Annotated in this window: 25 protein-coding genes, 1 tRNA gene and 1 pseudogene; 10 read left to right on the top strand and 17 right to left on the bottom strand. The window is 70.4% G+C overall.

Annotation, left to right across the window (positions count from 1 at the left end; translation table 11 throughout):
- Nucleotides 1-89 precede the first annotated feature (89 nt).
- The 3 genes from ACBJ32_RS17360 to ACBJ32_RS17350 all read right to left on the bottom strand — a co-directional run bounded on the left by ACBJ32_RS17360 (nucleotide 90) and on the right by ACBJ32_RS17350 (nucleotide 2142).
- Entirely contained in the window at nucleotides 90-533 is a 444-nt protein-coding gene (locus tag ACBJ32_RS17360) for a hypothetical protein (protein WP_185102401.1), read from the bottom strand.
- Nucleotides 530-1057: an RNA polymerase sigma factor gene (locus tag ACBJ32_RS17355; protein ID WP_375127600.1), complete on the bottom strand. Its 528-nt coding sequence runs from the start codon at nucleotides 1055-1057 to the stop codon at nucleotides 530-532. The genes ACBJ32_RS17360 and ACBJ32_RS17355 overlap by 4 nt, the downstream gene beginning before the upstream one ends.
- A gap of 71 nt (nucleotides 1058-1128) precedes the next feature.
- A complete protein-coding gene (locus ACBJ32_RS17350) occupies nucleotides 1129-2142 on the bottom strand; it encodes a S8 family serine peptidase (RefSeq protein ID WP_375127599.1) in 1014 nt (337 codons plus the stop codon).
- 175 nt (nucleotides 2143-2317) lie between these two features.
- Here ACBJ32_RS17350 and ACBJ32_RS17345 point away from each other — a divergent pair, with 175 nt between their 5' ends.
- Entirely contained in the window at nucleotides 2318-2812 is a 495-nt protein-coding gene (locus ACBJ32_RS17345; RefSeq protein WP_253740559.1) for a DUF3145 domain-containing protein, read from the top strand.
- Nucleotides 2813-2873: 61 nt separating this feature from the next.
- Here the strand turns inward: ACBJ32_RS17345 and ACBJ32_RS17340 are convergent.
- The 9 genes and pseudogenes from ACBJ32_RS17340 to ACBJ32_RS17300 all read right to left on the bottom strand — a co-directional run bounded on the left by ACBJ32_RS17340 (nucleotide 2874) and on the right by ACBJ32_RS17300 (nucleotide 10715).
- A pseudogene (locus ACBJ32_RS17340) lies at nucleotides 2874-3793 on the bottom strand (carboxyl transferase domain-containing protein).
- Complete coding sequence (gene fabF / locus ACBJ32_RS17335) at nucleotides 3794-5026, bottom strand: beta-ketoacyl-ACP synthase II (RefSeq protein ID WP_375127598.1); 1233 nt, start codon at nucleotides 5024-5026, stop codon at nucleotides 3794-3796.
- A 49-nt stretch (nucleotides 5027-5075) separates the two neighbouring features.
- The gene (locus ACBJ32_RS17330) at nucleotides 5076-5315 is read right to left on the bottom strand and encodes an acyl carrier protein (RefSeq protein WP_225268039.1); all 240 of its coding nucleotides are present in this window, start codon (nucleotides 5313-5315) and stop codon (nucleotides 5076-5078) included.
- A gap of 123 nt (nucleotides 5316-5438) precedes the next feature.
- On the bottom strand, nucleotides 5439-6395 hold the full coding sequence (locus tag ACBJ32_RS17325) for a beta-ketoacyl-ACP synthase III (protein WP_357867658.1): 957 nt from the start codon (nucleotides 6393-6395) through the stop codon (nucleotides 5439-5441).
- A complete protein-coding gene (locus ACBJ32_RS17320) occupies nucleotides 6392-7288 on the bottom strand; it encodes an ACP S-malonyltransferase (protein WP_375127597.1) in 897 nt (298 codons plus the stop codon). The genes ACBJ32_RS17325 and ACBJ32_RS17320 overlap by 4 nt, the downstream gene beginning before the upstream one ends.
- A 103-nt stretch (nucleotides 7289-7391) precedes the next feature.
- The gene (locus ACBJ32_RS17315; RefSeq protein WP_357869618.1) at nucleotides 7392-8516 is read right to left on the bottom strand and encodes a helix-turn-helix domain-containing protein; all 1125 of its coding nucleotides are present in this window, start codon (nucleotides 8514-8516) and stop codon (nucleotides 7392-7394) included.
- Nucleotides 8517-8619: 103 nt separating this feature from the next.
- Nucleotides 8620-9051: a DUF350 domain-containing protein gene (locus tag ACBJ32_RS17310; protein ID WP_357867662.1), complete on the bottom strand. Its 432-nt coding sequence runs from the start codon at nucleotides 9049-9051 to the stop codon at nucleotides 8620-8622.
- 51 nt (nucleotides 9052-9102) lie between these two features.
- Nucleotides 9103-10248 (bottom strand): glutathionylspermidine synthase family protein, encoded by a 1146-nt coding sequence (locus ACBJ32_RS17305; RefSeq protein ID WP_375127596.1) that lies wholly within the window; start codon nucleotides 10246-10248, stop codon nucleotides 9103-9105.
- A gap of 2 nt (nucleotides 10249-10250) precedes the next feature.
- Entirely contained in the window at nucleotides 10251-10715 is a 465-nt protein-coding gene (locus ACBJ32_RS17300; protein WP_375127595.1) for a hypothetical protein, read from the bottom strand.
- A gap of 102 nt (nucleotides 10716-10817) precedes the next feature.
- On the opposite strand from ACBJ32_RS17300, the gene ACBJ32_RS17295 reads away from it, so the two are divergent.
- Nucleotides 10818-11852: a PHP domain-containing protein gene (locus tag ACBJ32_RS17295; protein WP_375127594.1), complete on the top strand. Its 1035-nt coding sequence runs from the start codon at nucleotides 10818-10820 to the stop codon at nucleotides 11850-11852.
- A gap of 199 nt (nucleotides 11853-12051) precedes the next feature.
- On the top strand, nucleotides 12052-12780 hold the full coding sequence (locus ACBJ32_RS17290; RefSeq protein WP_357867671.1) for a YafY family protein: 729 nt from the start codon (nucleotides 12052-12054) through the stop codon (nucleotides 12778-12780).
- A gap of 247 nt (nucleotides 12781-13027) precedes the next feature.
- On the opposite strand, the gene ACBJ32_RS17285 is transcribed toward ACBJ32_RS17290, so the two are convergent.
- The 4 genes from ACBJ32_RS17285 to ACBJ32_RS17270 all read right to left on the bottom strand — a co-directional run bounded on the left by ACBJ32_RS17285 (nucleotide 13028) and on the right by ACBJ32_RS17270 (nucleotide 18958).
- Nucleotides 13028-13765 carry a maleylpyruvate isomerase family mycothiol-dependent enzyme gene (locus ACBJ32_RS17285; protein ID WP_375127593.1) on the bottom strand — a complete coding sequence of 246 codons (738 nt, stop codon included), beginning with the start codon at nucleotides 13763-13765 and terminating at the stop codon, nucleotides 13028-13030.
- Between the two features lie 10 nt (nucleotides 13766-13775).
- Nucleotides 13776-15290, bottom strand: coding sequence for an alpha/beta hydrolase (locus ACBJ32_RS17280; RefSeq protein ID WP_375127592.1), 1515 nt, complete (start codon nucleotides 15288-15290; stop codon nucleotides 13776-13778).
- Between the two features lie 186 nt (nucleotides 15291-15476).
- Nucleotides 15477-18224: a pyruvate dehydrogenase (acetyl-transferring), homodimeric type gene (aceE, locus tag ACBJ32_RS17275; RefSeq protein WP_357867680.1), complete on the bottom strand. Its 2748-nt coding sequence runs from the start codon at nucleotides 18222-18224 to the stop codon at nucleotides 15477-15479.
- 302 nt (nucleotides 18225-18526) lie between these two features.
- Entirely contained in the window at nucleotides 18527-18958 is a 432-nt protein-coding gene (locus tag ACBJ32_RS17270) for a hypothetical protein (RefSeq protein WP_375127591.1), read from the bottom strand.
- 262 nt (nucleotides 18959-19220) lie between these two features.
- Here ACBJ32_RS17270 and ACBJ32_RS17265 point away from each other — a divergent pair, with 262 nt between their 5' ends.
- The 7 genes from ACBJ32_RS17265 (at nucleotide 19221) to ACBJ32_RS17235 (ending at nucleotide 22392) form a co-directional block, all read left to right on the top strand.
- On the top strand, nucleotides 19221-19403 hold the full coding sequence (locus tag ACBJ32_RS17265) for a DUF1918 domain-containing protein (RefSeq protein WP_357867683.1): 183 nt from the start codon (nucleotides 19221-19223) through the stop codon (nucleotides 19401-19403).
- Between the two features lie 9 nt (nucleotides 19404-19412).
- A complete protein-coding gene (locus ACBJ32_RS17260; protein WP_357867686.1) occupies nucleotides 19413-19820 on the top strand; it encodes a secondary thiamine-phosphate synthase enzyme YjbQ in 408 nt (135 codons plus the stop codon).
- Nucleotides 19821-19937: 117 nt separating this feature from the next.
- Nucleotides 19938-20366, top strand: coding sequence for a DUF3052 domain-containing protein (locus tag ACBJ32_RS17255; RefSeq protein ID WP_185102419.1), 429 nt, complete (start codon nucleotides 19938-19940; stop codon nucleotides 20364-20366).
- 31 nt (nucleotides 20367-20397) lie between these two features.
- On the top strand, nucleotides 20398-20859 hold the full coding sequence (locus ACBJ32_RS17250; RefSeq protein ID WP_375127767.1) for a peroxiredoxin: 462 nt from the start codon (nucleotides 20398-20400) through the stop codon (nucleotides 20857-20859).
- Nucleotides 20860-20891: 32 nt separating this feature from the next.
- Nucleotides 20892-21212, top strand: coding sequence for a hypothetical protein (locus ACBJ32_RS17245; protein ID WP_357867689.1), 321 nt, complete (start codon nucleotides 20892-20894; stop codon nucleotides 21210-21212).
- Nucleotides 21213-21361: 149 nt separating this feature from the next.
- On the top strand, nucleotides 21362-22303 hold the full coding sequence (locus ACBJ32_RS17240) for an ROK family protein (protein ID WP_357869624.1): 942 nt from the start codon (nucleotides 21362-21364) through the stop codon (nucleotides 22301-22303).
- A gap of 17 nt (nucleotides 22304-22320) precedes the next feature.
- A tRNA-Val gene (locus ACBJ32_RS17235) sits at nucleotides 22321-22392 on the top strand.
- Nucleotides 22393-22408: 16 nt separating this feature from the next.
- Here the strand turns inward: ACBJ32_RS17235 and ACBJ32_RS17230 are convergent.
- Nucleotides 22409-23869, bottom strand: a complete 1461-nt coding sequence (locus ACBJ32_RS17230) for a tyrosine-type recombinase/integrase (protein WP_375127590.1) — start codon at nucleotides 23867-23869, stop codon at nucleotides 22409-22411.
- Nucleotides 23870-24479 lie beyond the last annotated feature (610 nt).

Here is a 24479-nt window from a genome sequence, read left to right as displayed (position 1 = left end):
CTCGATCGAAGACGGCCGGGAGCGGGCGCGACCCTCCCGGCCGGGACAGTGGCGGATCAGTGGCGGATCAGTGGCGGGTCAGTGGCGGGTCAGGGGCGGATGCGCACCCAGGTGGTCTGGATGGGCGCGTGGCCGGGCCGGTGGCACACCACGCTGAGCCAGCCGGGTGGCAGGCCGGTGGCGACGAAGTGACCGGTGTGCGCGATACGTCTGGTCAGGGTCAGGTGCGGGGATCTCACATCGACGAGGGCGCCCTCCCCTGGATAGGGGGAGATGTGCCCCGCGACATCGATGAGCCCGTCGCCCTCCGTCACCTCCAGGTCGAAGGTGAGGCCCGCCGCGACGAAGCGCACCAGGTGCGAGCTGTCGTCGGCGCGCACGCTCCGGATCGTGGCGGCCTCGTGGGCGGCGGTCACCGCCTGGGGGATCCGCAGCCGCCAGGCGTCACGCGCGGCGGCGGACACCTGGCTGGGGATCGGGTCGTTCCCGGAGGCCAGCCGGAGCGCCGCCAGGAAGTATTCGTCGTTGATCATTGCGCTGTCTCCTGTAGCGAGATCAGAGTGCGCAGTTTTTCCAGGCAGCGCGCCTTGGTCGGCCCGACGCTGCCCGTGGGCATCCCCATCCGCGAGGCCACCTGCTGGTTCCCCAGATCGATCGCGACCAGCTGGAGCAGCGTGCGGCAGGGCTCGTTCAGGGTGGAGACCGTCTTCCAGAGCAGGTGCCGGTCGTCGGCCTCCAGGACGACGGCCGCGGGGTCGAGCTCGCTGATCGCCTCCGTGGAGGAGATCACCGGCAGCTCCTTGCGCCGGAGCAGGAGGGCCTCGCGGCGCACGGTCGTCATGAGCCAGCCGCCCACTGCCGCCGGGTCCCTGATGCTCCGGAGATTCTGCAGCAGGCGCAGCCAGGCGCCCTGGACCGCGTCGGCCGCATCGGCTGGGCTCAGGCCGCACGCGCGGGCCACGGCCCACATGCGCGGCCCGAACCTCGATTCGAGCTCGTCCCAGGCCGACCGATCGCCGTCGTCGGCGGCGGCGAGCAGCTCCGCCGGATCGCGCATACGGCCTCCTTTCGCCGGCACGAAGAGGAGATCATTCCTCCTCGTGATTGTCCGGGGACTGAGCGTAAACTCTACAGACTCGCCGGGAAGAGAACCCCCAGATCGGGAATTTGCGGGGTCTCCTCGGAGTCAAGGAGGCTCCTGATCCACTTCTTGACCGGCTCGTGCCTGGCCGCGTCGGCGATGGCACCGGACACCAGCGCGGTGGCGAACGACGTGCCGCTCCACGCCGCGTACCCGCCGTACTCGCCGGTGTCGAGGTAGCTGCTCGTCAGCCAGTCGCCGCGGGCGCACGCGTCGACCCACGTGCCGTAGCCGGAGTAGGGGGCCCTGCGCTGCTGGGTGGAGTCCACCGCCGCCACGCCGACCACGAACGGCAGCGCGGCGGGCCAGAACGGCCGGTCGGAGCCGGTGTTGCCGGCGCAGGCCACCGTCACGGTGTCGGCCAGCGCGCCGAGGGCGTCCGACAGCAGGGGTGGCGGCCGGTCGTCGAAGGTGTGGCAGCCGAAGGACAGGTTGAGCACCTGCGGGGGCCGCTCCCGCATGCGGTGGAGCACGCGTACGACGGAGGCCTCGTCGGCCAGGCCGTCACCGTCGAGCACCCGGTGCACGCGCAGCCGCACGCCGGGCGCCCGGCGCGTCAGCAGGCCAGCGATGAACGTGCCGTGACCCGCCTGCGAGCCCTCGGTGGCGTCGGCGTCCTCCGGGCCGACCCGGGCGTACCAGTCGCTGCCCGACCACCAGGGGTGCTTGGCGACGCCGGTGTCGAGCAGGCCCACCACCACGTCGGACCGGGCCCGGCCCGCCTTGTGGGAGACCGGCGGGGCCGGGAAGGGCCTGGACGCGGGGCCGCCGAAGAACAGGGGCTGCCCGCGCAGCACGTGGTTGGGCGAGGCCCGCAGGCCCTGAGCGCGCAGCTCGACGGTGAGCTCGCAGGGGTCGACGCCGGGCGCCAGGTGCACGACGCAGACGCCGTCGGCCTCCGAGACCGCCTGGGTCCAGCGCGACACGGCGGCGAGCGCGGTCCGGTCGGCCAGCAGCTGACCTGGCCGGATGAACGCCTCGCCGACAGATTGCAGTTCCATGGGCGGGTATGTTTCCCCTGTGGGACCGCCGTCACCCGCCACTCACGCACCAACTTGGTATGGCCCCCCTCTGGTGTCAGGTAGCGACCGACGGTAGTCTCTCCCTAGTCACTTGTGATCATCCCGGGGCGAGGCCGTTGGGGAAGGCGCACCTCGTACCGAAACGGGAGGTCCGGTGTCTGCTCGTGGCGTCCTTTACGTCCACTCGGCTCAGCCCGCGCTGTGCCCTCACATCGAATGGGCAGTCGCGGGTGTCCTTGGCGTGCCCGTAGATCTGACGTGGACTCCGCAACCCGCCGCGCCCAACGTCGTGCGCGCGCAGGCGGAGTGGGAGGGCCGGCCGGGCATCGCGGCGGCCATCGCCTCCTCGCTCATGGGCTGGCAGCGCCTCAGGTTCGAGATCACCGAGGACGCCTCGCCAGGCGTGGACGGCTCCCGGCATGCCTACACGCCGACGCTCGGCGCCTTCACGGCGGTCATCGGCGTTGCCGGTGACATCATGATCCCCGAGGACCGGCTGCGCGCCGCGATGATGATGGCTGCCCAGGGGCGGTGCGTGCTGGAGGAAGAGCTGGACAAGATGCTCGGCAAGCCGTGGGACGAGGAGCTGGAGCCGTTCAGGTACGCCGGCGACGGCGCGCCGGTGCGGTGGCTGCACGCGGCCGTCTAGGGACGGCCGGAAGGATGAGACGCTCCGCTCGCCGACCTCCGCGAGCCGCTGAACAAGATCGCTACAACGGGATGTTGCCGTGGGCGCCCCGGGCCGGGGTGGCGTGGGCCAGGACCCTGGCGATGGCGCCGCGGGTCTCCTCCGGCTCGATGACCTCGTCGATGACGCCCAGTTCCTGAGCTCCGGCCACCCCGCCGGCGAGCTTCTCGTGCTCCTGCCCGACGCCCGGCAGGTAACCGGGAACGTCCACGAGGACAACCAACGGCACCCCGAAAGCGTCACACATACGTACGAAGCGGGCGGCTTTCTCGGCGGACGTGGCGTCGAGGCAGCCGGCGAGCCGCAGCGGGTTGTTGGCGATCACGCCGATCGTGCGGCCGCCCAGGCGGCCGAGCGACGTGACGATGTTCGGCGCCCACTTGGGGTGCAGCTCGACACCGGCTCGTCGAGCAGGCCGCTGACCAGCGGCTTGACGTCGTATGCCCGGCGGGCGGACTCGGGCAGCAGGGTGGAGAAGTCGACGCCGGCGACCTCGCCCGGCGGATCCGGCCCTGGTGGCCGAGGAGCGTGGCGAGCCGGCGCGCCGTGCCGAACGCCTCGGTCTCGGTCGCGGTCACCACGTGCGCGACGCCGCTGCGCCTGCCGCGCGGCTCGGGGCCGCCCAGGCCGCGCTGTCGACGCTCTCGCCGGTGACGCTGCGGACCACGTCGGGGCCGGTGACGAACACGTCGTAGGCGTGCACGATGTGCTCGCACCCCTCGCCGCCCATGGCGCCGCCCTGGACGCGGGCGTCGCTGCAGAAGGCGACGACGGGCACGCCCTCGACGCGGCCCATGGCGGCCAGGACGCCGCTGGTGCCCTCCGGGGTGATCAGCTCGGCGAGCCCTCGTCGAGCAGCGCCTCCAGCCGGACGATGGGATCGCGCGGATCGGCGGGCTCCTGCTCGGAGCCCTCGCTCACCACCCCGTCGAGCAGGGTCATTCAGGCTCCCTTGAACACGACCGTCACGTTGTGGCCGCCGAAGCCGAACGAGTTGTTGACCGCGGCGATGTCGCCCTGGGGCAGCGTGCGGTTCTCGCCGTAGACGAGGTCCACCTCGATGCCGTCGTCGACGTTGTCGAGATTGATCGTGCGGGGGACGATGCGCTCCTGCAGCGCCTTGATGGTGAAGACGGACTCGATGCCGCCGGCGCCGCCGAGCAGGTGGCCGGTCATGGACTTGGTCGAGGTCACCAGCGGGTGGGTGCCAATGGCCTTGGCCACCGCGGCCACCTCGCCGACGTCACCCGACGGGGTCGAGGTGGCGTGCGCGTTGACGTGCTTGACGTCGAGCCCGGTGATGCCGGCGTCGGTGAGCGCCTGCGTCATCGCCATGATCTGGCCCCGGCCCTCGGGCTCGGGCTGGGTGATGTGGTGGGCGTCGGCGGAGTAGCCGATGCCCGCGCAGTACGCGTAGATCCGCGCGCCGCGCGCCCTGGCGTGCTCCTCCGACTCCAGCACGACGACGCCGGCGCCCTCGCCGAGCACGAACCCGTCGCGGTCGCGGTCCCAGGGGCGGGAGGCGCCCTGGGGGTCGTCGTTGCGCTGGGACATGGCCCGCGCCGCGGCGAAGGCGGCCATGTTGAGGCCGTGGATGGCGGCCTCGGTGCCGCCCGCCACCACCACGTCGGCGCGGCCGGCCCTGATCATGTCCATCGCGTAGCCGATGGCCTCGGCGCCGGACGCGCACGCCGACACCGTGGCGTGCACGCCCGCCTGCGCGCCCAGATCGAGGCCGATCCAGGCGGCGGGGCCGTTGGGCATGAGCATCGGCACGGTGAAGGGCGACAGCCGGTTCCAGCCGCGCTCCTTCCACGTGTCGTACGCGCTGAGCGTGGTCGAGATGCCGCCGATGCCGCTGGAGACCACCACGCCGAGCCGCTCGGGCGCGACCTCGGGCGTGCCGGCGTCCTGCCAGGCCTCCCTGGCGGCGACCAGGGCGAACTGCTCGCTGCGGTCGAGGCGGCGGGACTCGGGCCTGGGCAGGACCTCAGTGGGATCGACCGCCGCCGTCCCCGCGAACTTCACGGGGACGGCGTCGATCCAGTCCGTGGTGAGGGTCTCGATACCCGACTGACCGGCGAGGAGAGCCGTCCAGGTCGAGGTGACGTCTCCACCGACGGGCGTCGTCGCGCCAAGGCCGGTGACGACGACACGTACCCGGTTCGCACTCACGTTTTCGCGCTCCTTACTGATCAGTGCGGGTGTGGATCTCTTCTACGTCTCAGTTCTGGATGAAGTTGAGGACGTCCTTGACCGTCTTCAGGTTCTTGAGCTGGTCGTCGGGGATCTCGACGCCGAACTCGTCCTGGGCGGCCACGGCGATCTCGACCATGGACAGGGAGTCGATGTCGAGGTCGTCCACGAAGCTCTTCTCCGGGGTGACCTCGGACGCCGGGATGCCCGTGATCTCGTTGATGATCTTGCCGAGGCCCTGGAGGATGTCCTGCTCGGTGGCAGCCATGTCGCTGGTTCTCCTTCTGGTGTTTCAGGGTTTCTGTGCGAGCGGTGCCGCACAAGCTTGTAGGACGGATCGGATCCTACGGGGAGCCCCGTCCGGGACTGCCATCAGGACCGATCGAAGCACTTAGGGAATCTCGATCACTTGGCCCGCGTACGTCAGGCCCGCGCCGAAGCCGAGCATCAGCGCCAGGTCTCCGGACCGGACCTCGCCGCGCTCCAGCATGCGCGAGAGCGCCAGCGGGATCGAGGCGGCCGAGGTGTTGCCGGCGTTGACGATGTCGCGGGCGATGACGGCCTTCTCGGCGCCCAGCTTGCGGGCGATGGCCTCGATGATGCGCAGGTTGGCCTGGTGCGGCACGAACGCGGCCAGCTCCGACGGGTCCACGCCCGCGCGGGAGCAGGCCTCGAGCGCCACCGGCGCCAGGGCGGTGGTGGCCCAGCGGAAGACCGTCTGGCCCTCCTGGTGGAGGAAGTGGTCGCGATCCTTGATGGCGATCGCGTCGGCCTTGTCACCGGCACTGCCCCACACCACGGGGCCGATGCCGGGCGTCTCGGACGGGCCGACCACGGCCGCGCCGGCCCCGTCGGCGAAGATCACGGCGGTGGACCTGTCGGTCCAGTCGACCCACTGCGACAGCTTCTCCGAGCCGATGACCAGCACGTTGCGTGCCGACCCCGCGCGTACGGCGGCGCTGGCGGTGCCGAGCGCGTAGCAGAACCCGGCACAGGCGGCGTTGACGTCGAACGCGCCGGGCGCCTTGATGCCGAGGCGGTGAGCCACGACGGCGGAGGCGTTGGGGATCTGGGTCTCGAGCGTGCAGGTGGCCACGATGACCAGGTCGACGTCGTCGGGGGACAGGCCGCTGGCGGCCAGCGCCTTGCCGCCGGCGATGGTGGCCATGTCCTCGACCGACTCGCCGTCCGGGGCGACCCTGCGCTCCTTGATGCCGACCCGGGACTGGATCCACTCGTCGTTGGTGTCCATGGTCTTGGCCAGGTCGTCATTGGTGACGACGTTGGACGGCTGGTAGTGGCCGAGGGCCAGCACCCTGCCGCCTGGGGCGATGTCGGGGATCCTCACTTGATCAGCTCCCTGGCCGCGTCGAGGTCGTCTGGGGTCTTCAGCGCCACGGTCTGCACGCCGCGCAGGCCGCGCTTGGCGAGGCCCGTCAGCGTGCCGCCGGGCAGCAGCTCGATCATCTTGGTGACGCCGAGCCCGGCCATGGTCTCCATGCAGGCGTCCCACCTGACGGGGTTGCTGACCTGGTTGACCAGTCTCTGGAGGAACTCGGCGCCGGTCGCGACCGCCTGCCCGTCGGAGTTGGACAGCAGGGTGATCCTGGGGTCGGCGGGTACGACGTTCCAGGCGGCTTCGCGCAGGCTCTCGACGGCCGGGGCCATGTGGTGGGTGTGGAAGGCCCCCGCGACCGAGAGCGGGATGAGGCGGGCGCGGGCCGGCGCGTCCTCCTTGAACGCGGCCAGCTGCTCCAGGGTGCCGCCGGCCACGATCTGGCCGGCGCCGTTGATGTTGGCGGGGGTGAGCCCGTGCTTGTCGATGCCGGCCAGCACCTCCTCCGCGACGCCGCCGAGCACGGCGGTCATGCCGGTCTCGGTGACGGCCGCGGCCTTGGCCATGGCCTGGGCCCGCTCGCGTACCAGGCGGAGCGCCTGCTCGGGGGTGAGCACCCCGGCCAGCGCGGCGGCGGCGAACTCGCCGACGCTGTGACCGGCCAGCAGGTCGGGGGTCGCGCCGAGCGCCTCGGCGGCGGCCAGCGCGGCGGCCACGAGCAGGGGCTGCGCGACGGCGGTGTCGCGGATCTCGTCGGCCCCCGCGGTGGTGCCGTAGGCGACCAGGTCGATCCCCGCCACCTCCGACCAGGAGCCCAGCCTGTCGGCCAGACCGGGCAGCTCAAGCCATGGGGTCAGGAAGCCCGGCGTTTGGGCACCTTGGCCCGGGGCGACGAGTACAAGCACAAAAACCACCTTGCCCTGTAGAACTTCGACACGCGGATGGAGATCCGTACGAACTTTGTCCGGGGTGATTTGTAGGAACCCTACAGTGGGGATTTCCGCGGCATTACGTTAGAGCCCGCCACGTTTCGGCGCTTTCCGACAGCCTGCCCAGGATCAGGCCCACCTGCAGCGTGAAGGCGGACCTGCCCTCGGTGGGCTGGTAGCCGGTCAGCTCGGTGATCTTCTTCAGCCGGTAGCGCACGGTGTTGGGGTGCACGAACAGCAGCCGCGCCGTCGCCTCCAGCGACGTGCCCTGCTCCAGGTACGTCGCGAGCGTGTCGAGCAACGGGGTGCCGGCGAGCGGCAGGTAGACGTTCTCGATGAGCTGCTCCCTGGCGTCGGTGTCGCCGTCGAGCGCCCGCTCGGCCAGCAGGTCCTCGGCGTGCACCGGCCTGGGCGCGTCGGGCCAGCCGCAGGACGCCTTCAGCCCGGCCAGGGCCGCCCTGGCGGATCGGGCGGCGGCGTGCAGGTCGGGCACCTCGGGGCCGATGACGATGGGGCCCACGCCGAAGCGGGCCACGACCTGCTTGGCCGCGTCGTCGACGCTGCCGGCCCCGCCGACGATCACGATCAGCCGGTCGGCCTGCACCCCGGCCAGCAGGTCCATGCCGATGCGGCGGCCCTTCTCGCGCAGCCCGTCGATGACGGCGCGCGGGTCGTCGTCGGGGGCGTGACCGGCGATGACGACCACCGGGGCGGAGGTCCAGCCGAGCGCTGCGGCCCAGGAGTGCAGGCCGTCGTCCACCTCGCCGCGGACGAGGGCGTCGACGATCAGGGCCTCCAGCCGGGCGTCCCACGAGCCCCTGGCCTCGGCCTCGCGGGCGTAGACGTGGGCGGCGGCGAAGGCCACGTCGCGCGTGTAACGCAGCATGGCCTGCTGGAGCTGGTCCTCGCCGCCGGGCGCGGCCAGCTCGTGGGTCTGGGCCTCGACCACCTCGACCACGACCCGGACGATGTCCACGGTCTGCTGCAGCGAGATGGAGCGCTTGAGCTCGCGCGGCGCGGTGCCGAAGAACTCGATGCTGGGTGTGGGCCGGTCCTTGCCCGCGTGCTGGAACCACTCCACGAACGCGGCGATGCCGGCCTGGGCGACGAGCCCCACCCACGACCGGTCCTCGGCGCTGAGCGCGCGGAACCAGGGGAGCTGATCGTCCATGCGGGCCATGGCCGCGGTGCCGAGCGAGCCCATGGCCCGCTCGAGCCTGCGGGTGGTGTCCTCCCGGGTCCGGTCTGTCACGCCTCCTAGAGTGCCAGGTCTCTCCGGATGACCGGAACGGTGGTTCGCGCCTGTGCTAGATCACCGCGATGGCGGTGATCAGGCCGATCGCCAGGTGGGTCACCGCGAGCAGCCGCGAGCCGGGCTGCAGCTCGGGCTCCTTGATCAGGTCCCGTACGGAGATCCCGACGATCCGGTCGAACACCAGCATCGCCACCGTCTGCACCACGATGCCGACCAGCCCGAACACCGCCGTGCCCGCCAGCCCTTCCGCGAGCCGGCCGCCGGAGGCCCAGATGGAGGCGGCCACGATCAGGCCGACGGCGGCCAGCGCGGAGGTGGCCAGCAGGGTGGCGTTCGGGTTCCGCTCGCTGCGGATGATCTCGCTCAGCTTGCCGGGGGTGGCCCAGTCGATCACGTAGAAGCCGACGATCATCAGGATCAGGCCGACGGCGGCGTAGGCGGCGATGGCTCCCGAGCCGCGGGCGAGGGTTTCGAGAAGGGTCACGTCAGTTCCATTCGTGCAAAGGCATGGGTGTGGGGGGATCTGGGGGGAACGTCAAGGGGCGATGCGGTGGGGGACGAACGAGGAGGTGTCATCGGTGATGAGGCCGGTCGTCTCCCTGATGCCCAGGCCGGCGGACTCGTCGGCGATCATCCAGGCGCCGAGCACCGGCCGCTGCCCCTCGAAGACGGGCAGCGCCTCGAAGCCCTGGAAGACGTAGCCTTCCCGGCCGTAGCTCCCCGGCGTCTCCTGGGTGCCCTCCGGCGTGACGATGCGCATCGAGGCGCCCTCCCTGCCGAGCAGCGGCTTGGCGATGTAGGAGGTCAGGTCGCGAGGGCCGTCGAGGTAGGCGGGCAGCAGGTTGGGGTGGCCCGGGTTGAGCTCCCACAACACCGCCAGCAGCGCCTTGTTCGACAGCAGAGTCTTCCACAGCGGCTCGAACCAGGTGGCATGCCGCACGGCGTGCCGGCCGAAGTCGTCCGCCAGCATCCACTCCCACGGGTAGAGCTTGAACGCCGAGCGGATCACGCGTTCCTCGACGTCCACGAAGCGGCGGTTGAGCGCGTCCCAGCCGATGTCCTCCATGGCCACGGCCACGGTCTGCAGGCCCGCCTGCTCGGCGGTCTCCTGCAGGTAGGCCACGGTCATGGCCTCCTCGCCCGTCTCGTCGGCGTTGGTGAACGCGAAGTGCGTGGGGCCGGGTGGCAGCCGCAGCTCCCGCCAGCGGTCGATGAGCCGCTCGTGGATGGAGTTCCACTGGTCGTCATCGGGGAAGACATCCTGCAGCCAGAACCACTGCACCACCGACGACTCCAGCAGCGAGGTGGGCGTGTCGGCGTTGTACTCCAGCAGCTTGGCCGGGCCCGCGCCGTCGTAGCGCAGGTCGAAGCGGGCGTAGAGGTAGGCGTCGCGGCGCTCCCACGAGCGCGCGACCTCCTCCCAGGCCCACTCGGGGATGGCGAAGTCGGCGAAGCGGCCGGCCTCGACCACGTGGTCCACGGCCCGCAGGCACATCTCGTGCAGCTCCTCCACCTGCCGCTCCAGCTCCTCCACCTCCTCCATCGAGAAGACGTAGTGGACGGACTCGTCCCAGTACGGCCTGCTCAGCCCGGACGGGTGGGCGGCGCGGTGGTAGGCCAGCCCCTGGCTCTCGATCGTCTTCTCCCAGCCGTTCCTGGGAGTGGCGTGTTCGCGGCGCACGGTCAGCTCCCGCCGGTCCAGCTCCGGCCGAAGCCACCGCGCTGGATCTCCTTGCCGGCGCGGCTGGTGATGGTCACGTCGGACGGCTTGAGCGTGGTGCCGCCCTGGACCCGGTTGCCGACCCGGTGACCGCCGTAGTACCAGACGTACGCCCCGCGCGAACCCCCGTAATAGTGGCTCGAACCACCGTCGTCGTCGCAGTAGGAGTCGTCGACCACCACGTAGGACCCCGCAGGGGGTGACGAGGTGGCGGTGCTCGGCGACGGTGACGGCGACGGGACCGGGGTGGGGGTCGTGTCGTCGTCCTCCACGAGCATCACGCAGTCGGCGGTGACCTCGTCGTCGTCGTCCGACACGGCGGCACAGTAGCCGACGACCATCACGGACAGCACCCCGAGAACGACCAGCGGGACGACCTTGGACGATTTGCGCGGCGGTTCTGTGGTCGCCTGCGGCGGTTTTGCCATCAAACTCCTGCTTTCCTGGGCCGATCAGCCTAGCGGCGGCCCTTGTCCCCGTTCAATTGGTAGCGCCCTGCGCTTGTCGTTGACTTGGGTATGAATGAACGCATGGATCCGGTCGAGGCCCTGCGCGAGATCGCCTTTCTCCTGGAGCGCGCGGGCGAGCCCACGTACCGCGTGCGTGCCTTCCGGCGCGCCGCCGCGGTCGTGGACGAGCTGTCCCCCGACGAGCTCGCCCATCTGGCCCACAGCGGTGCGCTCGGCGACTTGCCCGGGATCGGGAAAGTCACCGCTCTCGTGGTCAACGAAAGCCTCGACGGGCAGGTTCCGACCTACCTGCGGAGGATGCGGGCGACGGCCGGAGTGGAGCTCGACGCCGAGACGGCGGAGCTGCGCTCGGCGCTCAAGGGCGACCTGCACAGCCACTCCGACTGGTCCGACGGGGGCTCGCCGATCGAGGAGATGGCCGAGGCGGCCGTCGCGCTCGGGCACGAGTACTGGGCGCTGACCGATCACTCGCCGCGCCTGACCGTGGCCAAGGGGCTGTCGGCGGAGCGGCTGGAGCGGCAGCTCGACGTGGTGGCCAAGCTGAACGAGCGGATGGCGCCGTTTCGGATCCTGACCGGGATCGAGGTGGACATCAACCTCGACGGCTCGCTCGACCAGGAGCCGGAGCTGCTTGAGCGGCTCGACGTGGTGGTCGCCAGCGTGCACTCCAAGCTGCGGATGGGCGGCGAGGAGATGACCCGCCGCATGGTCACCGCCATCGCCAACCCCCTCGTGGACGTGCTCGGTCACTGCACGGGACGGGTGGTGCAGGCCGGCGGGAAGCGCGGGGTGAAGCGGCCGGAGTCGGAGTTCGAGGCGGAGCTGGTCTTCGAGGCGTGCCGGCGGTTCGGGGTGGCGGTCGAGATCAACTCCAGGCCCGACCGGCTCGACCCGCCGAAGCGGCTGATGCGGCTGGCGTACGAGACGGGGTGCGTGTTCTCGATCGACTCCGACGCGCACGCGCCCGGGCAGCTCGACTGGCAGCGGTACGGGTGCGAGCGCGCCGCCAGGTGCGGGATCGAGGCGGAGCGGATCGTCAACTCCTGGCCCCTCGACCGGCTGCTCTCGTGGACCCGGGGAGAGAGCGAGGCGTGATCGGCCGGATCCTCGCGAGCCGGCGAAAAAATGGCGCGTCGTTGCGTGGCGGGAAAGCTGGATCAGGCGTACTCTCCCCGGAGAGGAGCCTGGGGCGGTGGCCCAGGCGTGAGACCCCTGTGGCCCGGCGGTTACGGGAGTGTGCCCGTGGCTGCCGAGCGCTCCGCGATTGTCGGTGGCGGGGCGTAGCGTTCCGGCTGTGAACCGTACCGACCGGCTCTACGCGCTCGTCGAAGACCTGCGCGCCATCGCGCCCCGCTGCCGTTCCGCCCGCGAGATCGCCCAGCGGTTCGAGGTGAGCGTGCGCACCATCGAGCGCGACATCGCGGCGCTGCAGGAGTCCGGCGTGCCGATCTACGCCGAGCCCGGCCGCAAGGGCGGTTACGCCATCGACAAGAAGATGTCGCTGCCCCCGCTCAACTTCACCCCTGCCGAGGCCGTGGCCATCGCCGTGGCGCTCAGCCAGGCCGGCGACCAGCCGTTCGGGCGGCAGGCGCGCAGCGCGTTACGCAAGGTGGTGGCCGCGATGCCGGGGCCCGAGGGCGACCTGGCCAGGGAGCTGGCGCGGCGCGTGCAGCTCGTCCACCTGCCGCCCGAGCAGGGCAGCGAGATCCAGCCGCTCGGCGCCGAGGGCATCTCGCGGGCCATCGAGGAGGCGCTGCTGCGGCGGCGGGTGCTCAGGCTCGAATACGCCGACGCCAAGGGCGCGATCACCTCGCGTGACGTGGAGCCGGGGGTGTTCCTGGGCGGCCGGGGCGGGTTCTGGTACCTCGTGGCGTGGTGCCGGCTGCGCGACGACGTACGCGTCTTCCGCCTCGACCGCATCGCCGCCGCCACCGTCACCGCCGAGCGCTGCCCCGACCGGCCGCTCGAAGGCTTCGCCACCGAGGTGCCGGAGATGGCCGTGCACGGCACGCTGCTCGACTGATCGCTCGAAAACACCGACATAGGGTTGTCGCCCACACAGTAGATCGTTGTCTTGTTCGAAAAGTGAGGGGCAACTGATGATCGCTCGTACGCCGGGACAGCGCCTTCCCCGCGACAACCCGGCAGGCGAGCGGGCCGTGTCCCACTCCGGGAGCGGTTCCCCCTCGCCCTGGACACGCCGCCGATCGCCGAACGGCGGCGCGTCCAGGGCCCCGGTGGGCGGCGACCGGGAAGCGCCCGGGAGGCGGCTAGAAGGCGGCGGCTGACAGCCAGCGGTCCAGGAGGGGCCGGTCGCCGTACACGGTGAGGGCGTCGGGGGAGCGGCGGCCGTACAGCAGGAGCAGCAGCTCGCTCACCGGGCCCTGCACGGCGACGTCGCCCTTGGCGTGCCCGCGCGCCCACTCGATCTTCCCGGCGGGGCCCTGCGTGATGGTCCATTCGCCGTCGGCGTCGCTCGCGTGGAGGTGGATCGTGGCCCCCTCCGCGCCGAGCTGCGCCAGGGACTTGGTGACCCACGCGGCCGACGGCAGGTTGTGGAGGAACTCCTCGATCCCGTCGATCGCGGTCCCCGCCGGGATCTCAGGGTCGGCGCCGAGCGCGAGCTCGGCGTCGACCCGGTGCACCACCAGCTCGAAGAGCATCCGGCGCGGCCACCACGAGGCCCGCTGGTCCGGGCCCCAGGTCCACACCCGCATGGACGGATCGGTCTCGCGCAGGACCTCCAGCAGTTCGGCGGCCCCCGCCGCCAGCCAGGCCGCGTCGCCGCTCTGCCCCTCGGCCAGCCCGCTGGGCACCTGCCGCGACCAGACGCGCTCCTGGACGCGGTTGCGCAGCATGTGCACGGCCCAGCGGTGCGTCTGGCCGACGTGCGTGACCAGCTCGGCGATGGTCCATCCCGGGCACGTCGGCACCGGGACGGACAGGTCGTCTGCCAGGGCCGCCAGGCGGGCGGCCTCCGTCTCGATCTGGGAGTGGTAGTCCGTCACGCCGCCCAGACTAGGCCGCCGGGCAGCTCGTGCCCTTGCCGGGCACCTTGCCGTCGATCAGGTAGGCGTCCACGAGCCCCTGGACGCACTTGCTGCCCGACAGGTACGCCCCGTGCCCCTCGCCCTCGTACGTGACCAGCGTCGCGGTCTTGAGCTGGGCCGTCAGCTTGGGCGCCCACTCGTACGGCGTGGCCGGGTCGCCCTTGCCGCCCACCACCACGATCGGCGCGGACCCCGTGGCGTCGACGTGCCGGGCCTCGTCGCTGCCCTTGGCCGGCCACACCCGGCACAGCCCGCCCGAGCCCTCGCTGCCGAACAGCGGCGAGATCTTCAGCGCGGCCTGCTCGGTGCGCCGCAGCGTCGCCTCGTCGGGCCGTTCGGCGGTGTCCACGCAGGTGATGGCAGGGAAGCTGGTCATCTGCGTGGAGTAGCTGCCGTCGGGGCTGCGCCCGGTGTAGGAGTCGGCCAGGTACAGCAGCGCCTCCCCGTTGCCCTTGAGCGCCGCGCCCAGCGCCTCCTCCAGGAACGGCCAGGTCAGCTCCGAGTACAGCGCGGCGGCCACGCCCGTGGAGGCCAGGCCCTGGCTCAGCTCGCGGTTGCCGACCTTCAGCGGCTGGGCGGTGAGCTGGTTCAGCAGGTTCTCGACGTTCGTGTGGGCGGTGGCCTGGTCCTTGCCGAGCGCGCAGGTCTCCTTCACGCAGGCGCGCAGGAAGCTCTCGTAGGCCTTCTGGAAGCCGCGCGTCTGCGCCAGCGTGCGCTGCTCGAACGTGACCGTCGGGTCCAGCGGCGCGTCCAGCACCATGCGGCCCACGTTCTTGGGGAACAGGGTGGCGTAGACGCCGCCGAGCTGCGTGCCGTACGACATGCCGACGTAGTTGAGCTTGGCGTCGCCCACCGCGTCGCGGATGCGGTCCATGTCGCGGGCGGCGTTCACGGTGCCGACGTAGGGCAGGATCTTGCCGGAGTTCTGCTGGCAGAGCGCGGCGAAGCGCTTGTTGGCGGACGCGACCTGTCTGTCCGTCTCGTCGTCCGGCGGCAGCGTGTCCAGCGCCACGAACTTGTCCATCTCGGCGCCGTCCCCGCAGCGCACGCCCGAGCTGCGCTCGACGCCGCGCGGGTCGAAGCTGATCAGGTCGTAGCGGGCGCGCAGCGCCGTGAGCGCCTTGGCGGCCTGGTCGAGCGTGTCCACGCCGGAGGCGCCCGGGCCGCCGAAGTTGAACACCACCGAGCCCAGCCGCTTGCCCGCGCCGCCCGTGGACGGCAGCTTGATCAGCGCCAGGTCGAGCTTCTCGCCGTCGGGCTTGGCGTAGTCGAGCGGCACGGCGAGCTTGCCGCACCGTACCGAGGCGTCCTGGCGGGCCGGCGGCTCGCCGTCTGGGCGCTTGATGTCGGTGCAGGGCCCCCAGGAGATCTTGTCGGAAGCGGCTGTGGAGTCCGCTGAGGGCCCGGAGGCGGGCTCTGCAGGTGCCGTGGAGCAACCAGCGGCGGCCGCCAGGAGCAGGGCGGCGGCTGTGACGCGACGCATGACGAACTTCCCCTCACATCTCTCAGGGGGAAGTAGTGCCCACAATACGTGACCGTGCACCAAACCAGGGTGAGGCGGCACGTACCCCTCCTGAACGTGCCGCCTCACCAGGCCAACGGCGCGGACGGCCGGATATGACGGCGCTCCCGCGAAAAAGGTTCGCGGGAGCGCCCTGTGCTGGATGACTCAGACTCCCATGGACTGGGTGTCGTTGCTCTCCGCGCCGCCGGCCTCGGTGACGCCGTTCTTGAGGTGGTACTTGGCGATGGCCTCGCGCAGCACCTCGCCGTCGAGCTCGCCCCGCTTGACCAGGCTGGTCAGCACGGCCAGCGTGATCGAGGCGGCGTCCACGTGGAAGTGGCGGCGCAGCGCCGAGCGGGTGTCGGACAGGCCGAACCCGTCGGTGCCCAGCGAGGACCAGTCACCCGGCACCCACTGCGCGATCTGGTCCTGGACGGCCTTCATGTAGTCGCTGACGCCCACGAACGGGCCCTGCGCCTGCGAGAGCGCCTGGGTGACGTAGGGGACGCGGCGCTCGGCGTCGGGGTTGAGCAGGTTGTGCTCGTCGCACGCCAGCGCCTCGCGGCGCAGCTCCGACCACGACGTCGCCGACCACACGTCGGCCGACACGCCCCAGTCCTCGGCCAGCAGCCGCTGCGCCTCCATCGCCCACGGGCCCGCCACGCCGGAGGCCAGGATGTTGGCCTTCGGGCCCTGCGTCTGCGGCCCGTCGGCGAACTTGTACAGGCCCTTGAGCAGGCCCTGCACGTCGATGTCCGCCGGCTGGGCCGGCTGCAGGTAGGGCTCGTTGTAGACGGTCAGGTAGTAGAAGACGTCCTCCGGCTGGTCGCCGTACATCCTGCGCAGGCCGTCCTTGACGATGTGCGCCACCTCGAACGCCCAGGACGGGTCGTAGGAGACGGCGGCCGGGTTCGTCGAGGCGATGAGCGGGGTATGGCCGTCCTCGTGCTGCAGGCCCTCGCCGTTGAGCGTGGTGCGGCCCGCGGTGGCGCCCAGCAGGAAGCCGCGGCCCATCTGGTCGCCCATCTGCCACATCGCGTCGCCGGTGCGCTGCCAGCCGAACATCGAGTAGAAGATGTAGATCGGGATCATGTGCTCGCCGTGCGTGGCGTACGCGGTGCCGGCCGCGATCGTCGAGGCCATCGAGCCCGACTCGCTGATGCCCTCGTGCAGGATCTGCCCCTGCACCGACTCCTTGTACGACAGCAGCAGCTCGCGGTCGACGGCCTCGTACGTCTGGCCGTGCGGCGAGTAGATCTTGGCCGTCGGGAACATCGCGTCGAGACCGAACGTGCGGGCCTCGTCGGGGATGATCGGCACGAACCGGTGGCCGATCTCCTTGTCACGCATGAGGTCCTTCAGCAGCCGCACGAACGCCATGGTCGTGGCCACCTGCTGCTTGCCCGAGCCCTTGCTGAAGGTGCCGTAGACCTCGTCGCCGGGCAGCTTGACCGGCTTGGCGCGGACGACCCGCTTGGGCAGCACGCCGCCGAGCGCCGCGCGGCGCTCCTTCATGTACTGGATCTCCGGGTCGTTCTCGCCCGGGTGGAAGTACGGGGGCAGCTCGCCTTCCAGGGCCGAGTCGGGGATCGGCAGGTAGAGCCGGTCCCTGAACTCCTTCAGCTCGGCCTTGGTGAGCTTCTTCATCTGGTGGGTGGCGTTGCGCGCCTCGAAGTCCTTGCCCAGCGTCCATCCCTTGATGGTCTGGGCGAGGATCACCGTCGGCTGGCCGACGTGCTCGCGGGCCGCCTTGAACGCCGCGTACACCTTGCGGTAGTCGTGGCCGCCGCGCGACAGCTTGCGGATGTCGTCGTCGGTCAGGTGCTCGACCATCTTGCGCAGGCGCGGGTCGGAGCCGAAGAAGTTGTCGCGGATGTAGCCGCCGGTCTCGACCGAGTAGGTCTGGAACTGGCCGTCGGGGGTGGTGTTCATCTGGTTGACCAGCACGCCGTCGACGTCGGCCGCCAGCAGCGGGTCCCAGTCGCGGCCCCAGACGACCTTGATGACGTTCCAGCCGGCGCCGCGGAAGTACGACTCCAGCTCCTGGATGATCTTGCCGTTGCCGCGCACCGGGCCGTCGAGCCGCTGCAGGTTGCAGTTGATCACGAACGTGAGGTTGTCGAGCTCCTCGCGCGCGGCCAGGCCGATCGCGCCGAGCGACTCGGGCTCGTCCATCTCGCCGTCGCCGAGGAACGCCCACACGTGGCTGCGGCTGGTGTCCTTGATCTGCCGGTTGAGCAGGTAGCGGTTGAACCGCGCCTGGTAGATCGCGCCGATCGGGCCCAGGCCCATGGAGACCGTCGGGAACTCCCAGAAGTCCGGCATCAGCCGCGGGTGCGGGTAGGAGGGCAGGCCGTGGAAGCCGTGCGACAGCTCCTGACGGAAGGCGTCGAGCTGCGCCTCGTTGAGCCGCCCCTCGAGGAAGGCGCGGGCGTAGATGCCCGGGGCCGCGTGCCCCTGGAAGAAGACCTGGTCGCCCGACTCGCCGTGGTCCTTGCCGCGGAAGAAGTGGTTGAAGCCCACCTCGTACAGGGAGGCGGCCGAGGCGTAGGTGGCGATGTGGCCGCCCACGTTGGTGCGGGCGTTGGCCCGCGACACCATGATGGCCGCGTTCCAGCGGATGTAGGCGCGGATGCGGCGCTCGACGTGCTCGTCGCCCGGGAACCAGGGCTCGCGCTCCGGCGGGATCGTGTTGATGTAGTCGGTGCTGCGCAGGCCCGGCACGCCGACCTGGTGCTCGCGGGCGCGCTCCAGCATGCGGAGCATGAGGTAGCGGGCTCTGGTGCGGCCCTCGGTCTTGACGACGTTGTCGAGAGACTCGAGCCACTCGTTGGTCTCGCTGGGGTCGACATCAGGCAGCTGGCTGGGTAGGCCGTCGCTGATGATCGAGAATCGCTGGCGTCCGGAAGCCACTGGGTCTCGCCTTCCGAGATGGACTGATGTCTGGTCTGGGTCGCCTTCCATCCTGGTCGCTAGCCGTAGAAAACGCATCTCTACTGGCCGGTAACCAGAGTGTCCCTGCTGGCAGGGCCATCTGCGATGGCCTAGACCACCGATGGTAGGACGAATCGCCACCAAAGGTTACATCCCGGGAGCAATTTAACAAGACAGGAAAACGGACGAAATTTCGCTCGAATCCTCGTTGCGCCCGGGATGCCTCCTCTGTAGCTCGTAGCCTCCCCGTGAGGGGCGCTTCTCACTCGCGGCGGGCGAGTCTAGCCGCCCCACCTAGAGACCAGGCTGCGTGCCCCTGAAGTGACAGGAAGTGGCAGTGCGTGGTACGGCGGGCGAGGTGCGGCTGTGGAGGTGGAGGGGGTGTCGCGTACGGCGCGCCCACCGGTCGCGGTGCGGTCTGGGCATGTAACACGGTGGGGGCCATGCTCGGTGTCGGTGTCGGTGTCGGTGTCGGTGTCGGTGTCGGTGTCGGTGTCGGTGTCGGTGTCGGTGTCGGTGTCGGTGTCGGTGTCGGTGTCGGTGTCGGTGTCGGTGTCGGTGTCGGTGACGGTGACGGTGACGGTGACGGTGACGGTGACGTGTGCTGTTTGACGTACTTCCGTGCGTACCTGATGCCGGGCGCCGTTGACCGTAGCCTCGTGGCCCTGGGCCGCCCTCCGTTCGCGTACCGGGCCGCCGGCCTCGTGGTCCACGGCGTACCGCGCGCCGCACCGGCCCGCACGCCGCACCTCACGCCGAGCGGCGCCGCACTCCGCACCTCGAACGTGGTGGCGAGTTCACGCACCGTGTCTCTCCTGCTTGTCCCACCCGTCAGGCGCCCGACCCTCCCGTCAGGGGCTCCCGTGGCTCCGTGGCTGGTAACAATTCGGTCATCATTTGATCTCTCCCTCCGCCCTCCGCAAAACTTCGGAATCGCTCTTTTCGTCCGGCTATCCGCGTACCAATGTGGGAGGTATGAATGCGACGGTTGGCGACCGGCTCCTGGTGCACGGGAATACCGTTGGCGAAAGGGACCGGAGCGGCGTAATCACGGAGGTGCAGGGCACGAACGGCGGGCCTCCGTACGTGGTGCGGTTCGACGACGGGCACACTGGGCTGGTGTTTCCCGGCCCCGATGCCGTCGTCGTGCCTAAGTAGGATTTCCGTGTGAGATCTGAAATCATCTCTGTGGCCACGGGTTCACGAGAGACGGTGCACGACATCACGGCCGAATGCGCCGATTTCGTACGTGCCCAGGGTGACGACGGGCTGCTGCATGTCTTCGTGCCGCATGCGACGGCGGGCATCGCGCTGCTCGAGCTGGGGTCGGGCAGCGACGACGACCTGCTGGCGGCTCTGCGTGACCTGCTGCCGGCCGACGACCGCTGGCGTCATGCCCACGGGTCCAAGGGGCACGGCAGGTCGCACGTGATGCCCGCGCTGATCCCGCCGTACGCCACGATCCCCGTGCTGGGCGGGCGAATGGCGCTGGGCACGTGGCAGTCGGTCGCACTGATCGATCTGAACGTCGACAACCCGCAACGCCAGGTTCGCCTGTCGTTTTTGTCTGATTGATTCTGACCGACTACGGCCGTACCCGTGGCGACCGTTGACGACTGAGGGTCACAGCGTGTGGACTGTGCCGAAGCGATAAACCGCATAAGCGGGGCCACTCAAGCAGGAGGGATAAACGTGAGCGCGACCGCGGGTCAGGCGCAGGGCGAGCGCGGCCTGGCCGAACGACTCGGCCTCAAGTCGGGTCAGGTGGTGCAGGAGATCGGTTGGGACGAGGACGTCGACGACGAACTTCGCGGGTCCATCGAAGACCTGACCGGCAACGAGCTGCTGGACGAGGACAGTTACGACGTCGTGGACGTCGTGCTGCTGTGGTGGCGCGACGGCGACGGGGACCTCTTCGACGCTCTCACCAACGCCATGCGATCACTCGCCGATGGCGGCCAGATCTGGCTGCTGACTCCCAAAGCGGGCCGCGAGGGCCACGTGGAGCCGAGCGACATCGGGGAGGATGCCGCCACCGCGGGTCTCTCGCAGACGAGCAGCATCTCCGCCGCACCCGACTGGTCCGGGACCAGGCTCGTCCCGCCGAAGGGCAAGAGGTAGGGAGCCTGAGCGCCTGCCGTACGGCAGGATGATGGCTGTGAACGCGCATCCTGCCGAGGTCGGCGCCCTGGCTCCGGATTTCGAGCTGCAGGACCAGCACGGCACCCCGGTGAGCCTGGCTCGGCTCCGGGGCGAAAAGGTCGTGCTGGTCTTCTACCCGCTGGCGTTCAGCGGGATCTGTTCCAGCGAGCTGTCCGCCCTGCGCGATCGACCGATCGAGGGCGCGCGGCTGCTGACCGTCTCCGTCGACTCCGTCTTCACGCATCGTGCGTGGGCGGATCGCGAGGGTTACACGTTCTCCCTGCTCTCCGATTTCTGGCCACACGGACAGGTCGCGCAGGCGTACGGTGTGTTCGATGATGCGAGGGGGCTCGCTCGGCGGGGGACCTTCATCATCGACGGCGAGGGCGTGATCCGGTGGTCGGTGGTCAATCCGATCTCCTCCGCACGCGACGTCGCCGACTATGTCAAGGCGCTCGCCGATATTTCATGACTTCGCGGACTTCGTGACTTTCGGAGGGAAGGATGCCCTGCTACCGCTGCGGGGCCCGGCAGACGGACCCGGTGCGCGGTGCCAGCCCGTGGCAGCGCGGAGTGCGCAACGAGTCCCAGGTGCTGATCTGCCCGGACTGTCAACGGCTGCACGACCTCGAGCTCGACTCCTGCTCCACCTGCGCGTCCACGGCGCTGATCTGCCGGCTGGGCGAGGTGGAGTGCCGGTCCTGCGGGGCCGTGTGGCTGGCCCGCTCGTCCGAGGCGCTCGATCCCCCGGCTCCCGTGGCGCCACCGCCCGGGCTGTCGGCCGAGGTCGAGGCGGCGCTCAACCGGGTGCTGGGACGGGCCTGAAGAGCCCTGTGAGGCCGTTCTGGGGCCCCACGGGCGTCCGTCGTGCCCTGACACGCCTCACGAAGGACCACGGGGCCTGTGAGCGTTCTGCCCTCACACCCTTTCCAGACATTTACTGAGCTGCGCTATCGTCTCCTTCCGTGTCCGCAATGAGTTCGTTCGTCGTCGCGCTCGACGTCGGTGGCACGTCCATGAAGGGCGGCCTGGTCAGCGAGTCCGGCGCGGTGCTGCTGAGCGAGCGGCGCCCGACCCCCCGAGCCGAGGGCCCGGAGGCGGTCGTGACGGCCATCTCCGACTTCATCAGCCACCTGGCCGCCTCCGGTGACGGCAACCCGGCGGGCGTCGGCCTCGCCGTGCCGGGCCTGGTGACGGACAGTGCGGCCGTGTATGCGGCGAACCTCGGCTGGCGCGACGTCCCCGCCTCCAGCTTCACCGCCCTGGACATCCCGGTGATGCTCGGGCACGACGTCCGCACGGGCGGCCTGGCCGAGAGCATCCTCGGCGCGGGCCGCGGCCTGACGGACTTCCTCTTCCTGCCCATCGGCACGGGCATCGCCGGCGCCTCGATCATCCGCGGCGAGCCGTACGGCGGCTCCTCCGGCTGGGCCGGCGAGATCGGCCACACCCCGGTCTTCCCCGACGGCGAGCAGTGCGCGTGCGGCCAGTTCGGATGCCTGGAGACGTACGCGTCGGCGGCCTCGGTCGGCCGCCGCTACAGCCAGCGGGCCGGCGTGGAGGGGGTCAAGGCGGAGCAGGTGGTCTCCTCGGACGACCCGATCGCCATCGAGGTCTGGGACGAGGCCGTGGAGGCGCTGTCGCTGGCGCTGGCCACGTACACGCTGCTGCTGGACCCCTCGGTCATCGTCCTGGGCGGCGGCCTGGCGGAAGCCGGCCCGGCCCTGTTCGACCCGGTCCGTACCCGCCTGATCAAGCGCCTGGCCTTCCGCGAGGCGCCCCCGCTGGTCCCGGCGGCCCTCGGGGTGGACGCCGGCATGCTCGGCGCGTCCCTGCTGGGCTGGCGCGCGGCGGGGCGGCCGGAGCTGGGGCCCGGGTGGGTGGTGGATGTGCGATCGGGGCCCTTGGTGTCGTAAGGTGTAGTGCCGATCAGGGGCGGTTAGCTCAGCGGTAGAGCACTCGCCTTACAAGCGAGGGGTCACTGGTTCGAACCCAGTACCGCCCACCTGCATAAACGGACTTCACCGGGAGATCGAGATCACGGTCTTGGGGACGAGCGGGGGACGATCTTGAGAAAGGATCTTCCGCGCGGGCTCCAGAAGCTCATCCAAGAGCGGGACCGGAGACCGACCATCGCCGATCTTCGCCCGCTCCAGAAGAGACTCCTCCCACAACCGCTGCAGTCCCTCCGTGATCTGTTTGATCATCGCGGGCGACGTGTGCGAGTACGTCCCCACGATCCCCGGCAACTCGTGACCGAGCCGCTCCTCTGAAGCCACCAGCGGGACGCCGAGCTCGTCCAGCCACACCTTGTGCGCGTGACGAAGCCCGTGCGGCGTCAAACCGTCCATGATGGGGAGCCAGGAATACAGGTGATGCTGCTCCGGGTCGTATCGCCAGAATCCCTGCCGTCGCGGCGGAGCGAACTCCTCGCCGGCGACCGCTGCGGGCCATGACCGCCGCACCACGCCGGGCCAGGGCGCCTGCGCGACGTCGGCCAGCACCGGGTACCCGGGCCGGTTCCGCGCTTCCGGGTGACGCCCGTCCGCTGCCGGCCGGAAACGGCGGCGGGCATAGTTCGAGCGCCGCTCGTGCCCGCCGTCCTCCGCGAGGAAGACATATCGGCCCCCACCGCAACCGCGGGGGCCAGTACACGTGCAGGCGCCCGTCTCGCGGCTCTGCACCTGCCGAGACAGCAGGTCGCTCAGGAAGGCGGGCAGGTGGATGGTCCGGTAGGAGTCGTCCTTCGGCGCCTTCTTGATCCATCTGCCTTGGTGCTCGTACACCTGGAACTCGACACGGATCGTCGACAAGCGGAAGTAGGGGCGCTCGAGTCCCCACGCCTCAGCCCAGCGCATCCCCGTGTACCCGACGGCCAGCGCCCAGATGAGGTCGTCCGGCCGGCCCGACAGCAGAGACAGCCGTTCTCCGAGGTGTAGCACCTCGCGAGGGCTGGCCCACTTCCGCTCCGGGCCGCGGGTCTTGACCCTTCCTGCCTTCCGCCCGCGGTTGCGTTGCCGCACTGCGGGGTTGGCCGGGATGAGGCCGGCACTTACGGCATCGGCGAGGATCGTATGCAACAGCGTCCTCGCCGATGCAGAAGACGATGGCGCCCACGTGCCGTGGAGGCTCAGTTCCCAGGCGTTGATCTGCATGGCGTCAAGATTGCGCAGGGGCACATCGGCCAGGTCCGGACCAATGTGAACCTGGATGTGCCAGCGGTAGCTGGCGATCGTGGTCTCCTCGAGATGCTGCGCGGGGAGCCATTTCCGCATCCACTCGCCGAGAGTGATGTCACCGCTTCGCGGATCTTGCCAGCGGTCGCGTCGGATGTCCGCCTCTACCTCTTCGGCGTACTCGACGGCGGCCTTCTTGGTGGTGAAAGGCTTGCCGTCAGGGCCGTACATGAAGCTGCCCTTGGTGCCATCGGCGAGGATGGGCCGGGCGCGCCAGTACTTGCCCCTCTTCTCGGCTGACGCCATGGGGACCTCGTGAGGGTGTTGGGGGTCGCTGGTTTTCGAAGGTTAGCCGAGGATGCACAAATCCAGGACCGGATCGACGCCGATCCGGATGCGACACGTTCGCTGAGGTGTCGGCTCCTGCGATGGTTCTGCCGCCGGCGGTTCTTCCTCGTTGGTGGCGGCGCGGGTGGGTGTTGCTGTAGGGGATGGCTGGCGGGTGGTTGGGGCTGGCGGGCTGGAAGCCGCCCACGGCGTTGCCTCATCGGCGGTCTCGCGCGCCGGTACACCCGCCTGACCGGTGCCGGCGGGACGGGATGTCGGCGCTCGCGTGGGTTGAGGTGAGGGCTGAGACGAGGGCGGACGCGGGGAAGGCCGAGTCGAGGACGGCTCGGCCCTGGACGCGGTGGTCCGAGGGCCCGGCGGATCCTCTGCCTGGTCGGCCATCGCGGACGGCTGTTCTCGCTGCGCCGGCCTGGTTGTCGATGGGGCCGGCTGAGGCCGTGCGGCCGTCACCGTGATCGGCGGGGCAGGCCTGGTGACGACAACCACCGACGGTTGCGCGAACGGCTGCCTGCTCCCGTCAAACAACACGTTCGCGCCGACGGCGAGCCCGGACGTGGCTGCAGCGGTG

Source organism: Nonomuraea sp. GTA35 (assembly GCF_041950525.1).
Taxonomy (GTDB): domain Bacteria; phylum Actinomycetota; class Actinomycetes; order Streptosporangiales; family Streptosporangiaceae; genus Nonomuraea.
The sequence above is the reverse complement of the archived record's forward strand: the minus strand, read 5'-3'. Positions and strand labels throughout refer to the sequence as shown.